The sequence below is a fragment of the Streptomyces sp. NPDC046931 genome, from assembly GCF_040644655.1.
GTDB lineage: Bacteria > Actinomycetota > Actinomycetes > Streptomycetales > Streptomycetaceae > Streptomyces.
Genome location: NZ_JBEYWX010000001.1, coordinates 700,195 through 712,842, shown reverse-complemented (window position 1 = coordinate 712,842; position 12,648 = coordinate 700,195). Strand labels below are relative to the sequence as shown.

Sequence of the window (12,648 nt, the reverse complement as noted above, 5' to 3'; positions counted from 1 at the left end):
GTGTCGCTACTGGCGGGTGGCGCCACTGGTCGCAGACCGGTGTCGCTACTGGTTGGAGGCCGCGGCCGCCTGTGCCTCGCCGCGGCGCCGTATCTGGCGGAAGGCGAACTCGGCCAGGTCGTCTCCGGCCGCGAAGACCTTGGCGTCCTTGGCCGTCACGTCCTTGCCGTTGGTGAAGCCGGCGAGCGTGAAGTAGGCGTAGCGGCCGTAGGAATTGGTGGTGGAGCGGCAGACCGTCGTCCGGCAGAAGGCGGGCACGCCCTTGCCGAACAGCGATCTGAGGATGCTCTTGCCGTCCGCTCCCTGCTTCGCCTTGGTCGCCTGGGACGCGGTGTCGAACAGGGCCACACCGACCGTCACCGCGACGCCGTCCTTGGTATAGGTGGCGCGGAAGATCTTCGTGCAGTGGTTCTTGGCGAGCACCGCGGGCAGCGTGCCCTGGACGGCGGACGCGCAGTTGGTGTTCTCGTCCGAGGGGCCTCGTTTGTAGACGTTCGCGCCCACGGTCAGCTGGGTGCCGGGGAGCAGCGTGTTCGCGCTGATCGGGGCCGTGTCCTTCTTGGCGCTGGAGATGAAGTCCATCGGATTCAGCGGGGGAGGGGCCGAGGTCGGCGCGAAGGACGGTGCCGGGTCGGCGCTCTCACTGGGGATGTCCGCCGTGCTGGGCAGGGCGCCCGCCGGCTTGTTCGGGGCATTGGCGTTGCCGTTCGCGGACACGACCGCCACCGTGACGGCGGCGCCGATGCCGATCGTGGCCAGGGCCCCGCCGAGGATCAGCAGCAGCCGACGGCGCCTGTTGCGCGCCTCGGAGGCCTCGGCGAGTGCGGCCCAGTCGGGGGTGCCGCCCCGGCTGCCCCACTGCGACTGCTCGGAACTCGGTTTCCAGGGATCCCACTGGGGCTCCCCCTGCCCATAACTCATGCGGCGCATCTTAGACGCGCCGCGGACCGCCTTGTTCCCCTTCGGTGGGCACAACGGCAACAACCCAGCTCGGGCGAGACCGGGCTGCGGGCCCCCGCCCGACGCGGCCGAGTCGCGGCGGCCCCGTTTTGACCCGTGTGGGTGCCCCCGTTATCCTGGCTGTTCGTTATGTGTATTGGCTTGCTCATTCTCACGTGAGGGGCCCTTACACCGGTCCACCGGGCCGATGACCAGCGACCAGCACGCGGTTTGCGTCACCGCTGTGCGGTCAGGGCTGTCGTGATCGTCTTCGGTGACCTTGTCAGGAACCTCACTGAAGAAGCGAAGGCTACGAACCGTGCGTACGTACAGCCCCAAGCCCGGCGATGTGACGCGTCAGTGGCACGTCATCGACGCTCAGGACGTCGTCCTGGGCCGTCTGGCCACCACTGCCGCCACCCTTCTGCGCGGCAAGCACAAGCCGATCTACGCGCCCCACGTGGACGCCGGCGACTTCGTCATCATCATCAACGCGGACAAGGTCCACCTGTCCGGCAACAAGCGGACCCAGAAGATGGCGTACCGCCACTCCGGCTACCCGGGTGGTCTGCGTTCCGTCCGCTACGACGACCTGCTGGCGAACAACCCCGAGAAGGCCGTCGAGAAGGCCGTCAAGGGCATGCTCCCCAAGAACTCCCTGGGCCGTCAGATGCTCTCGAAGCTGAAGGTCTACAAGGGTGACCAGCACCCGCACGCTGCCCAGCAGCCGGTGCCGTTCGAGATCACCCAGGTCGCGCAGTAAGTCCGGCCACCCCCTAAGACTGAAGAGAATCTGAGGAGAATCGTGGCCGAGACCACTGCCGAGCAGCCGCTCGAAGAGCTTGACATCGACAGCTACACCACGGAGACCGAGGTCCCGCTGGAGGGTGAGTACACCTCCGAGTCCCTCGCCTCCCGTTTCGGTGAGCCCCAGCCGGCCGCCGGCCTGGGCCGCCGCAAGAACGCCATCGCCCGTGTCCGGATCGTTCCGGGCACCGGCAAGTGGAAGATCAACGGTCGCACCCTCGAGGACTACTTCCCGAACAAGGTGCACCAGCAGGAAGTGAACGAGCCCTTCAAGGTGCTCGAGCTCGAGGGCCGCTACGACGTCATCGCCCGCATCGCGGGTGGCGGCGTGTCGGGTCAGGCCGGTGCGCTCCGTCTGGGTGTCGCCCGCGCCCTGAACGAGGCGGACGTCGACAACAACCGCGGCCCGCTGAAGAAGGCCGGCTTCCTGCGCCGTGACGACCGTGCGGTCGAGCGCAAGAAGGCCGGTCTGAAGAAGGCCCGCAAGGCGCCGCAGTACAGCAAGCGCTAATCGCGCCCGCTGGTCGCGCAGGCTCGTACCGCCTGCTGCGCGCACGTATCGCCCCGGCAGCACGCTCTGTGCCGCCGGGGCGGTTCGTTTACGCGGAAAGGTGCTTATCACCGGCATATGGAGCTTATGGAGCAATCCCGACAGGCGCGGGACGGTTGCGTGGGATAAGCCTCAAGACGGGTCCGGGGGATGTACGTATTCCGCGCCGGTCTGGACACTCGGCATGAGCCGCATATTTGCAGCAAGTTCGGAGGACACCACAGTGGGACGACTCTTCGGCACCGACGGCGTGCGCGGTGTCGCCAACGCGGATCTCACGGCCGAGATGGCACTCGGCCTGTCCGTGGCGGCGGCGCACGTACTGGCCGAGGCGGGCACGTTCGAGGGCCACCGGCCGACGGCGGTCGTCGGACGCGATCCGCGGGCGTCCGGGGAGTTCCTGGAGGCCGCCGTGGTCGCCGGTCTCGCCAGCGCGGGCGTGGACGTGCTGCGCGTCGGAGTGCTGCCCACCCCGGCCGTCGCGTATCTGACCGGGGCGCTCGGAGCCGACCTCGGGGTGATGCTCTCCGCCAGCCACAACGCCATGCCCGACAACGGCATCAAGTTCTTCGCCCGTGGCGGCCACAAGCTCGCCGACGAGCTGGAGGACAAGATCGAGGCCGTCTACGAGGAGCACCGCACCGGCGCTCCCTGGGGCCGTCCCACCGGTGCCGGAGTCGGCCGGGTGAGGACGTACGACGAGGGCTTCGACCAGTACGTCGCCCACCTCATCGGGGTCCTCCCGAACCGGCTCGACGGGCTCAAGATCGTCCTGGACGAGGCGCACGGCGCCGCCGCCCGGGTCTCGCCCGAGGCGTTCAGCCGGGCGGGCGCCGAGATCGTCACGATCGGCGCGGAGCCCGACGGGCTCAACATCAACGACGGCTGCGGCTCCACCCACCTGGCGAAGCTGAAGGCCGCCGTCGTCGAGCACGGCGCCGACCTCGGCATCGCGCACGACGGGGACGCCGACCGCTGCCTCGCCGTGGACCACACCGGTGAGGAGGTGGACGGCGACCAGATCCTGGCCGTGCTCGCGCTGGCGATGCGGGAGCGTTCCGCACTGCGCTCCGACACCGTTGTCGCGACGGTCATGTCGAATCTGGGCTTCAAGCTGGCCATGGAGCGCGAGGGCATCCAGCTCGTGCAGACCGCGGTCGGCGACCGGTATGTGCTGGAGGAGATGAAGGACAAGGGCTACGCCCTGGGCGGCGAGCAGTCCGGCCACGTCATCATCCTCGACCACGCCACCACCGGCGACGGCACGCTGACCGGCCTGATGCTGGCCGCCCAGGTCGCGCAGACCGGCCGTACGCTCAAGGACCTCGCATCCGTGATGGAGCGCCTGCCGCAGGTCCTCGTGAACGTCCCGGACGTCGACAGGTCCCGCGTCGCCACCTCCGCCGAGCTGGCCGCCGCCGTGACCGAGGCCGAGCGGGAACTGGGGTCCACCGGACGGGTGCTGCTGCGTCCGTCGGGCACGGAGCCGCTCGTGCGGGTCATGGTCGAGGCCGCCGACATCGACCAGGCCCGGTCGGTCGCCGGCCGTCTGGCGGACGCGGTGAAGTCGGCGCTCGGCTAGTACCGCCCCGCCCGGAAGGTATGGCCGCCCTGCCGGCCCGGAGCCGTCTTCGGCCCGGCAGGGTGAGCGCGCCGGCGAGGCACCGGCGCGCACCCCGGCTCACAGCTTGCGCAGGCTCAGCCGCTGCACCTTGTGGTCCGGGCCCTTGCGCAGCACCAGGGTGGCGCGGCCGCGGGTGGGGGCGATGTTCTCCACCAGATTGGGCTTGTTGATGGTGCGCCACATGGTGCCGGCGTAGTCGAGGGCCTCGTCCTCGGCGACCTGGGTGTACTTGCGGAAGTACGAGGACGGGTTCTGGAACGCCGTCTGACGGAGCTTCTTGAACCGGTTGAGGTACCACCGTTCGATGTCCTCGGGGCGGGCGTCGACGTACACGCTGAAGTCGAAGTAGTCCGCGAGGCCGACCCGGGTGCGGCCGTCCTTGCCGGGAAGGGCGGGCTGAAGCACGTTGAGGCCCTCGACGATCAGGATGTCCGGGCGACGCACGGTGAGCTTGCGGCCGGGGACGATGTCGTAGATCAGGTGCGAGTAGACCGGGGCCGTCACCTCGTCCTTGCCGGCCTTGATGTCGGCGACGAACCGGGTGAGCGCGCGGCGGTCGTACGACTCGGGGAAGCCCTTCCGGGACATCAGCCCGCGGGCCTGGAGCTCCTTGGTCGGCAGCAGGAAGCCGTCGGTGGTGACCAGCTCCACACGCGGATGCTCGGGCCAGCGGGACAGCAGGGCCTGGAGCAGGCGGGCCACGGTCGACTTGCCGACCGCAACGGAGCCCGCCACGCCTATCACGAAGGGCGTCCCGGACTGGGAGCCCTGTTCACCGAGGAAGGTGTTCAGCGCGCCGCGCAGGCCGTCCGTGGCGCCGACGTAGAGATTGAGAAGCCGGGACAGCGGCAGGTAGATGTCCCGCACCTCGTCGAGGTCGATGACGTCACCCAGACCGCGCAGCTTCTCGACCTCCTCGGCGGTCAGCGGCAGCGGCGTCTTGTCGCGCAGCGCGCTCCACTCGGCACGGGTGAGGTCCACGTAGGGAGTCGCCTCCGGCCTGGGCCGGTGGGCGCTCCGGGGCATCGAGGAGACCGGAGAGATCACAGTCCATTGTTAACGGAGTTTGAACGAGTGGCGGGGTGGGGTGCGTCACGCCGGGGCCCTGCACGGGTAGTGGTACCCGGCAGCGGCTCGCAGTCCGTGCCCGGGCTTCGGTCGGCGCCGTCACGGGCTGACTGGTGTTCGTACGCCAGTGGGAAATTCCGATTTCGGGCAGGATTCGGGAGGTCGAGGCGCCGTCAGGACCGTAGGCTGCGGCACATGTGTGGAATCGTGGGATATGTGGGGCCGCAGTCGGCGCTCGATGTCGTCGTGGCGGGGCTGAAGCGGCTGGAGTACCGAGGCTACGACTCGGCGGGCGTCGCCGTACTCGCGGATGGCAGCCTGGCGGCCGCCAAGAGGGCCGGGAAGCTGGTGAATCTGGAGAAGGCGCTGGTAGAACGGCCGTTGCCGAGCGGCACCACGGGCATCGGGCACACCCGCTGGGCCACCCACGGCGGGCCCACCGACGCCAACGCGCACCCGCACCTCGACAACGCCGGACGCGTCGCCGTCGTCCACAACGGCATCATCGAGAACTTCGCGGTGCTGCGGGCCGAGCTTGAGGAACGGGGCCACGACCTCTCCTCCGAGACGGACACCGAGGTCGTCGCGCATCTGCTCGCCGAGGAGTTCTCCGCCACCGCGGACCTCGCGGAAGCCATGCGGCTGGTGTGCCGGCGGCTGGAGGGCGCGTTCACGCTGGTCGCCGTGCACGCCGACGACCCTGACGTGGTCGTGGGAGCGCGGCGCAACTCCCCGCTCGTGGTGGGCGTCGGCGAGGGCGAGGCCTTCCTCGCCTCGGATGTGGCCGCCTTCATCGCCCACACCCGCTCCGCGATCGAGCTGGGCCAGGACCAGGTGGTGGAACTGCGACGGGACGGAGTGACGGTCACCGGCTTCGACGGCCGGCCCGCCGGCGTCCGCTCGTACCACGTCGACTGGGACGCCTCCGCCGCCGAGAAGGGCGGCTACGACTACTTCATGCTCAAGGAGATCGCCGAACAGCCCAAGGCGGTCGCCGACACCCTGCTCGGCCGGATCGACGCGGCCGGCTCGCTGACGCTTGACGAGGTGCGGATCTCCACCGCCGAGCTGCGCGAGGTCGACAAGGTCGTGATCGTGGCCTGCGGAACCGCGTTCCACGCCGGGCTGATCGCCAAGTACGCCATCGAACACTGGACGAGGATCCCATGCGAGGTGGAGCTGGCCAGCGAGTTCCGCTACCGGGACCCGATCCTCGACCCACGCACCCTGGTCATCGCCATCTCCCAGTCCGGCGAGACCATGGACACGCTGATGGCGCTCCGGCACGCCCGAGAGCAGGGCTCCAAGGTGCTCGCGATCTGCAACACCAACGGCTCGACGATTCCGCGCGAGTCGGACGCGGTGCTGTACACGCACGCGGGCCCGGAAGTCGCGGTGGCGTCCACCAAGGCGTTCCTGACCCAGCTCGTCGCCTGCTACCTGGTGGCCCTCTACCTGGGCCAGGTGCGCGGCACCAAGTGGGGCGACGAGATCCGGGCCGTGATCCGCGACCTGTCGAAGATCTCCCAGGAGGTCGAACGGGTCCTGGAGACGATGGAGCCGGTACGGGAGCTTGCGCGCTCGCTCGCCGCGAAGAACACCGTGCTGTTCCTGGGACGGCATGTGGGCTATCCGGTGGCCCTCGAAGGCGCCCTCAAGCTCAAGGAACTGGCGTACATGCACGCCGAGGGCTTCGCGGCGGGAGAACTGAAGCACGGACCGATCGCGCTGATCGAAAAGGACCTGCCGGTCGTGGTCGTGGTGCCGTCACCACGTGGCCGCTCGGTCCTGCACGACAAGATCGTGTCGAACATCCAGGAGATCCGGGCGCGGGGCGCGCGCACGATCGTGATCGCGGAGGAGGGCGACGAGGCGGTGGCCCCGTACGCCGACCATCTGATCCGCATCCCGGTGACCCCGACGCTGCTTCAGCCGCTGGTCGCGACGGTGCCGTTGCAGGTGTTCGCCTGCGAGCTGGCGACGGCGCGGGGGAACGAGGTGGATCAGCCGCGAAACCTGGCGAAGTCGGTGACGGTGGAGTAGGTCTCGCTCTTCAGTCCTTCGATGAAGGTGGTGAAGGCTCCGGCCGGGAAGGAGAGGGTGCCCTCGGCCGGGGTCTTTGAGTCGCGGATGGATATGTGGGTGGGGGCGGTGGCGATTTCCACGCACGCGTTGCCTTCGCCACCGCCGGAGTAGGACGATTTCCGCCAGTTCTCGGGAGTGGTCACGGTGTGCCTCACAGTTCCTTCGCGAGCCTGTGGATGAAGTCACGCGACTGTTGGGGTTCGATCGACGCCGCTTTCACCTTACGAAAGAGCGTTCGGAAACGGGTAAGTTGGGCTTCGGCGTCGATGAACACCGTGCCGTGAGGGCCGTCGCGTACGACGGTGTCCAGACGGGGGACCGGACCGCCCGCGTACACCATGGCGCTTCCGGCGCCCGCGAAGCTGTCCAGATCGAACGGGACGACGCGCACGGCCACGTGGTCGGCGTCGGAGAGTTCCAGGATGCGCGTGAGCTGGGTCCGTGCCGTGGCGCGGTCGCCGACCCTGATGCGCAGCGCCGCTTCGTGGATCACGGCTTCGTACGGGATCGGCTGGGGCCGCTCGATGATGACCCGTCGCTTCATGCGGTGCTCCACCCAGCGCTCGAGCTCCCCGTGCGGGAAGTCCGGGTTCACGTAGGAGAACAGGGCGCGTGCGTAGTCCGCGGTCTGCAGAAGGCCCGGAACGTGCAGGAAGTCCACGTCCCAGCGGTAGGCGGCGTGGTGCTCCAACTCCGCGAGGTCGAGGAACGGTGTGGGCAGTGTGCCCCGGTCCTCCTCCCACCAGCCGCGTGTCCGTTCGGTGGCCATCGCCACCAACGCCGCCACCAGCCCGTCGTCAGCGCAGGCGTAGTGAGCGGCGAAGCGCCGTACCCGCTCCTCGCTGACGCCCGCGATCCCTGATTCGATCTGACTCATCTGGACGGAATTGCTGCCGAGCAGTGCTGCGGCTTCACGTGCCGTGAGCCCTGCGGCCTCGCGCAGCCGACGCAGTTCGGCGCCCAGGCGCGCCTGACGTGCCGTGGGTTGCCGTCTGGGCGGCATGGCTTCCTCCTCGACTCCAACGGCCTTGGCGGAGCGACTCGTTCGAGGGTCAGGGTACGCGACCGGCTTGCAGAGGAAGAAATTTATGCCTTACCGTCGGTGACGCAACGAACACGCTTCGATGCGCCGGGGTGCCGGAAGCGCACCGCCCCGTCCTGCCATGACGGCTGCGGCAATGCCACCGTCTGCCCTCGAATCCCGCCGCAAACAACCGGAGTCGCTCATGCCCGGAATCGAACCCTGGGAGTACTGCCTGTACATCCCGAACGACCCGCGCGCCGTCACCATCAGTCGCCGTACCCTCCGCCTCATCCTCACCATGCACGGCTTGATCCGTCTGGTCGACACCGCCGAACTCCTCGCGACGGAGCTGGTCTCCAACGCCGTACGGCACACCAAGGGTCCGGCGGCACTGCGCGTGCGCTGGTCCGCGGGGGTGTTATGGATCGGGGCGTGGGACGCCGACCCCGGGCCTCCGGAGCCACCCCTGCCGCCGGAGCAGGTGGCCCAGCTGGAGGAGGGGCGGGGGCTGGCGCTGGTCCGGGCCTGCGCCGATCTGTGGGGCTGGCAGCCGCTGACGAGGGGCGGCAACCGGGGCAAGGTCGTCTGGTGCGAACTGGCCGCGGCGGCCTGATCGTCTGCGCCGCTCGGATTTTCCAGGAGCGGCCCGAGACCGCCGACTACCTTCTTCGACTTCCTGGAAATCAGCCCGGGTAACACCCTGGCCGGACAGAAATTGAAGGAAATCATGTCGTTCGTCAGCTACTTCCCCGGCCGGGGAACGGTCCGCGAAACCGCCTACCTCGAAGGCAAGGCAGATGGCAAGGCAGAAGGTAAAGCCGAAGGCAAGGCAGAAGACCGCGCATCGCTGATCCTGCGCGTCCTGGAGAAGCACGGGATCCCCGTCCCCGAGGAGACACGGGAGCGCATCACCTCCTGCACCGACCTCGACACTCTCGCCCTCTGGTTCGACCGGTCCCTGACAGCCACGGCGGCCGAGGATCTGTTCGCCGCGGACCCCGGGGTTCCGGGGACCAGTCCCGAGCAGGGCTGAGCATTGGCCGACCGGCAAGAAGCCACGCACCAGGCCGATCTGGTCACCGGGGAGCCGGGCGTACGGTCGCCGGACGGATCGTAGAGTGCCCGGATGAGCATCATCGGAGTCGGGATCGACGTGGCCGAGATCGACCGTTTCCGGGCGTCGCTGGAGCGTACGCCCGGGCTGGCCCAACGTGTTTTCCTGCCGCAGGAGCTGCTGCTGCCCAGCGGCGAGCGGCGCGGTATCGCCTCCTTGGCCGCGCGGTTCGCCGCCAAGGAGGCGGTGGCCAAGGCCCTCGGCGCGCCGGGCGGCCTGCACTGGACCGACGCCGAGGTCTACGTCGAGGACAGCGGGCAGCCCCGGCTGCGGGTGACGGGTACGGTCGCAGCCCGCGCAGCCGAACTCGGCGTGCAGACCTGGCACGTGTCGCTCAGCCATGACGCGGGCATCGCCTCGGCCGTGGTCGTCGCCGAGGGGTAGCGCCTCCGTCATGGTCCGCGAGCGGTGGGGGAGACTCCACCGTATGCGTACTGCGTACAGCGTGGAGACGGTGAGGACGGCCGAGCGTGCGCTCATGGCACGGCTTCCGGAGGGGGCGCTGATGCAGCGCGCCGCCGCCGGACTGGCGGCAGCCTGCGCGGACTTGCTCGGGCGGGTGTACGGCAGCCGGGTGGTGCTGCTGGTCGGCAGCGGGGACAACGGCGGTGACGCCCTGTACGCAGGGGCGCGGCTAGCCCGGCGCGGGGCGGGGGTGACAGGGGTGCTGCTCAAGCCCGAACGCACCCATGAGGGCGGGCTCAGCGCCCTGCGGAGGGCCGGTGGCTCGGTCATGGAGCCTTCGAAGGCCGCCGAGGAGCTGATCCGGCGGGCCGATCTCGTCGTCGACGGCATCGTCGGCATTGGAGGCAAGGGCGGACTGCGGCCGGACGCCGCCTCGCTCGCCGCGGTCGCCGCACAGTCGCGCGCGGCCGTCGTGGCCGTCGATCTGCCGAGCGGGGTCGAAGCGGACAGTGGGGAGGTGCGGGGTGCGGCCGTACGCGCCGACCTCACCGTGACCTTCGGCACCCACAAGCCGGCCCTGCTGATCGATCCGGCGCGGGAGTACGCCGGTTCCGTACGTCTCGTCGAGATCGGTCTCGATCTGCCGGAGGGGGCGGAACTCGAGGCGTTGCAGCACGCGGATGTGGCGGCGCGGCTGCCGCTGCCGCGGTCGGAGAGCGACAAGTACCGGCGTGGAGTGGTCGGCATCGCCGCCGGATCCGCGCGCTACCCCGGGGCGGCGGTGCTCGCGGTGGCGGGGGCGTTGCGGGGAGGCGCGGGGGCTGTGCGGTATGTGGGGCCCGCCGGGAACGCGGTGATCGCCCGCTTCCCGGAGACCCTGGTGTCCGACCGGGGGCCGGCGAAGGCGGGACGGGTGCAGGCGTGGGTGGTCGGCCCCGGTGCCGGGGACGACGCCGCGACGGTCGCGGAGGTCCTGGCGGCGGACGTGCCGGTGCTCGTCGACGCGGACGGGCTGCGGCTGGCCGACCGGGACGCCGTACGCGGCCGCGGGGCGCCGACGCTGATGACCCCGCACGCCGGTGAGGCGGCCGCGCTGCTCGGCGTGTCACGCGAGGAGGTGGAGGGCGCCCGGCTCACGGCGGTGCGGGAACTGGCGGCGCTGTACCGGTCGACCGTCCTGCTCAAAGGCTCCACCACGCTGGTGGCGGACCCCGGTGGCGGGCCGGTGCGCGTGAACTCCACGGGTACGCCGTGGCTCGCGACCGCCGGCAGCGGGGATGTGCTGTCCGGATTGTCCGGATCGCTGCTCGCGGCCGGTCTCTCCGCACGGGACGCCGGCAGCGTGGGGGCCTATCTGCACGGCCTCGCGGGCCGCTACGCGGCGGACGGCGCCCCCGCCGGCGCCCACGACGTGGCGAACACGATCCCGGAGGCCTGGCGGGACGTACGGGGCTGAACGCGCGGGCGGTGCGCGGCCGGTGGCCCGGACGGGCACGGCGGCGCCGTACCGCGAGCTGCCCCGGTGCGGGGCGACCGGACGTGCAGGGGCGCGCCCTGCGCGGGGCGACCGCAGACCACGACCCGCGCCCTGCCGAGGTTGGCGCGGAGTCGTACGTCCCCGCCCCGTACGGGCGTGACCGCAAGCTCGCCGGGCCGCAGGGCTGACGCGTCACACCCCGGAACGCGGGCCGCAGGGCCGATCCGCCACCCCCAGAGCGCGCGCCGCAGGCCCAAGTACCCGCCCCTCGGATGCCCGGCCGAAGCCCGTACGTCCGCGTCGTCGCCCACGAGCGGACCGGTGCCGGAACGTCGTCGGAGGCCTCTGAGACACTGGGGGCGCGATGACGAGTTCTGAGACAGCACCCTTGCGCGCCCGCGCCGAGATCGATCTGGCTGCGCTGCGGGCGAACGTACGTGCCCTGCGTGCCCTCGCGCCCGGCGCGGCCCTGATGGCCGTCGTGAAGGCGGACGCATACGGCCACGGGGCGGTGCCGTGCGCCCGCGCGGCCCTGGCAGCCGGTGCCGAGTGGCTCGGTACGGCCACCCCCGAAGAGGCCCTCGCCCTGCGCGCGGCCGGCCTGTCCGGGCGCGTCCTGTGCTGGCTCTGGACCCCCGGCGGCCCCTGGCGTGCGGCGATCGAGGCCGATGTCGACGTCTCCGTGAGCGGCCTGTGGGCGCTGGAGGAGGTGCGCGAGGCGGCCGCCGCCGCGGGCGCGCCCGCCCGTGTCCATCTCAAGGCCGACACGGGCCTCGGGCGCAACGGCTGCCAGCCCTCGGACTGGCCGGAACTCGTCGCCGAGGCCCTGCGCGCCGAGGCGGAGGGCCTGGTCACCGTCGTGGGCCTGTGGTCGCACTTCGCCTGTGCCGACGAGCCCGGACACCCCTCCATCCAGGCCCAACTCGGACGTTTCCGCGAGATGGTGGCGTACGCCGAGGAGCAGGGCGTACAGCCGGAGGTGCGGCACATCGCCAACTCACCCGCCACGCTGAACCTGCCCGAGGCCCACTTCGACCTCGTCCGGGCGGGGATCGCGATGTACGGCCTCTCGCCCAGCCCCGAGCTGGGCACCCCCGCCGACCTCGGACTGCGCCCGGTGATGAGCCTGAAGGCCGCGCTGGCCCTGGTGAAGCAGGTCCCCGCCGGTCACGGCGTCAGTTACGGCCATCTGTACACCACCCCCGGCAGCACCACCCTCGGCCTGATCCCCGTCGGCTACGCGGACGGGATCCCGCGCCACGCCTCCGGCACCGGACCGGTCCTGGTCGACGGCAAGCTGCGTACGGTCGCGGGCCGGATCGCCATGGACCAGTTCGTGGTGGACCTGGGCGGCGACGAGCCGCCGCCCGGCACGGAGGCCGTCCTCTTCGGCCCCGGTGACCTCGGCGAGCCCACCGCCGAGGACTGGGCGCAGGCGGCCGGAACCATCGCTTACGAAATCGTGACCCGGATCGGAACCCGCGTGCCCCGCGTCTACGTAAATGTGAAGGCGGAACAAGATGGGTAACCCACACGGGTGAACCCGGGCGGGCGT

13 protein-coding genes are annotated in these 12,648 nt (G+C 70.5%); 9 read left to right on the top strand and 4 right to left on the bottom strand.

What is annotated here, in order from left to right; genetic code table 11:
- Positions 1-45: 45 nt before the first annotated feature.
- Positions 46-921, bottom strand: a complete 876-nt coding sequence (locus ABZ876_RS03200; RefSeq protein WP_361773441.1) for a hypothetical protein — start codon at positions 919-921, stop codon at positions 46-48.
- A 337-nt stretch (positions 922-1,258) separates the two neighbouring features.
- Here ABZ876_RS03200 and rplM point away from each other — a divergent pair, with 337 nt between their 5' ends.
- The 3 genes from rplM (at position 1,259) to glmM (ending at position 3,878) form a co-directional block, all read left to right on the top strand.
- Positions 1,259-1,702, top strand: coding sequence for a 50S ribosomal protein L13 (gene rplM, locus ABZ876_RS03195; RefSeq protein ID WP_146463583.1), 444 nt, complete (start codon positions 1,259-1,261; stop codon positions 1,700-1,702).
- Between the two features lie 42 nt (positions 1,703-1,744).
- Positions 1,745-2,257: a 30S ribosomal protein S9 gene (gene rpsI, locus ABZ876_RS03190; protein ID WP_103837531.1), complete on the top strand. Its 513-nt coding sequence runs from the start codon at positions 1,745-1,747 to the stop codon at positions 2,255-2,257.
- Between the two features lie 262 nt (positions 2,258-2,519).
- Entirely contained in the window at positions 2,520-3,878 is a 1,359-nt protein-coding gene (glmM, locus tag ABZ876_RS03185) for a phosphoglucosamine mutase (RefSeq protein WP_361773437.1), read from the top strand.
- Positions 3,879-3,977: 99 nt separating this feature from the next.
- Here glmM and coaA read toward each other — a convergent pair whose 3' ends face one another.
- Complete coding sequence (gene coaA, locus ABZ876_RS03180; protein ID WP_361773930.1) at positions 3,978-4,946, bottom strand: type I pantothenate kinase; 969 nt, start codon at positions 4,944-4,946, stop codon at positions 3,978-3,980.
- Between the two features lie 237 nt (positions 4,947-5,183).
- Between coaA and glmS the strand changes: the two genes are divergently transcribed.
- Entirely contained in the window at positions 5,184-7,031 is a 1,848-nt protein-coding gene (gene glmS, locus ABZ876_RS03175) for a glutamine--fructose-6-phosphate transaminase (isomerizing) (RefSeq protein ID WP_361773434.1), read from the top strand.
- Here glmS and ABZ876_RS03170 read toward each other — a convergent pair.
- The gene (locus ABZ876_RS03170) at positions 6,992-7,216 is read right to left on the bottom strand and encodes a DUF397 domain-containing protein (RefSeq protein WP_361773431.1); all 225 of its coding nucleotides are present in this window, start codon (positions 7,214-7,216) and stop codon (positions 6,992-6,994) included. The two genes, glmS and ABZ876_RS03170, sit on opposite strands and share 40 nt — an antisense overlap.
- Before the next feature lie 8 nt (positions 7,217-7,224).
- Positions 7,225-8,076 carry a helix-turn-helix transcriptional regulator gene (locus tag ABZ876_RS03165; RefSeq protein ID WP_361773428.1) on the bottom strand — a complete coding sequence of 284 codons (852 nt, stop codon included), beginning with the start codon at positions 8,074-8,076 and terminating at the stop codon, positions 7,225-7,227.
- 223 nt (positions 8,077-8,299) lie between these two features.
- On the opposite strand from ABZ876_RS03165, the gene ABZ876_RS03160 reads away from it, so the two are divergent.
- From ABZ876_RS03160 to alr, 5 genes are all read left to right on the top strand, one after another.
- The gene (locus ABZ876_RS03160) at positions 8,300-8,710 is read left to right on the top strand and encodes an ATP-binding protein (protein ID WP_361773425.1); all 411 of its coding nucleotides are present in this window, start codon (positions 8,300-8,302) and stop codon (positions 8,708-8,710) included.
- 114 nt (positions 8,711-8,824) lie between these two features.
- Entirely contained in the window at positions 8,825-9,130 is a 306-nt protein-coding gene (locus ABZ876_RS03155) for a hypothetical protein (protein WP_361773422.1), read from the top strand.
- A gap of 93 nt (positions 9,131-9,223) precedes the next feature.
- Positions 9,224-9,595 carry a holo-ACP synthase gene (locus ABZ876_RS03150; protein ID WP_361773419.1) on the top strand — a complete coding sequence of 124 codons (372 nt, stop codon included), beginning with the start codon at positions 9,224-9,226 and terminating at the stop codon, positions 9,593-9,595.
- A gap of 43 nt (positions 9,596-9,638) precedes the next feature.
- Entirely contained in the window at positions 9,639-11,072 is a 1,434-nt protein-coding gene (locus ABZ876_RS03145) for an NAD(P)H-hydrate dehydratase (protein ID WP_361773417.1), read from the top strand.
- Positions 11,073-11,457: 385 nt separating this feature from the next.
- Positions 11,458-12,621: an alanine racemase gene (alr, locus tag ABZ876_RS03140; protein WP_361773414.1), complete on the top strand. Its 1,164-nt coding sequence runs from the start codon at positions 11,458-11,460 to the stop codon at positions 12,619-12,621.
- Positions 12,622-12,648: the final 27 nt, after the last annotated feature.

Coding starts and splice junctions, on each gene's coding strand:
- ABZ876_RS03200 (WP_361773441.1), bottom strand. CDS start 921: ATGAGTTATGGGCAGGGGGAGCCCCAGTGGGATCCCTGGAAACCGAGT.
- coaA (WP_361773930.1), bottom strand. CDS start 4,946: ATGCCCCGGAGCGCCCACCGGCCCAGGCCGGAGGCGACTCCCTACGTG.
- glmS (WP_361773434.1), top strand. CDS start 5,184: ATGTGTGGAATCGTGGGATATGTGGGGCCGCAGTCGGCGCTCGATGTC.
- ABZ876_RS03165 (WP_361773428.1), bottom strand. CDS start 8,076: ATGCCGCCCAGACGGCAACCCACGGCACGTCAGGCGCGCCTGGGCGCC.
- ABZ876_RS03160 (WP_361773425.1), top strand. CDS start 8,300: ATGCCCGGAATCGAACCCTGGGAGTACTGCCTGTACATCCCGAACGAC.
- ABZ876_RS03155 (WP_361773422.1), top strand. CDS start 8,825: ATGTCGTTCGTCAGCTACTTCCCCGGCCGGGGAACGGTCCGCGAAACC.
- ABZ876_RS03150 (WP_361773419.1), top strand. CDS start 9,224: ATGAGCATCATCGGAGTCGGGATCGACGTGGCCGAGATCGACCGTTTC.
- ABZ876_RS03145 (WP_361773417.1), top strand. CDS start 9,639: ATGCGTACTGCGTACAGCGTGGAGACGGTGAGGACGGCCGAGCGTGCG.
- alr (WP_361773414.1), top strand. CDS start 11,458: ATGACGAGTTCTGAGACAGCACCCTTGCGCGCCCGCGCCGAGATCGAT.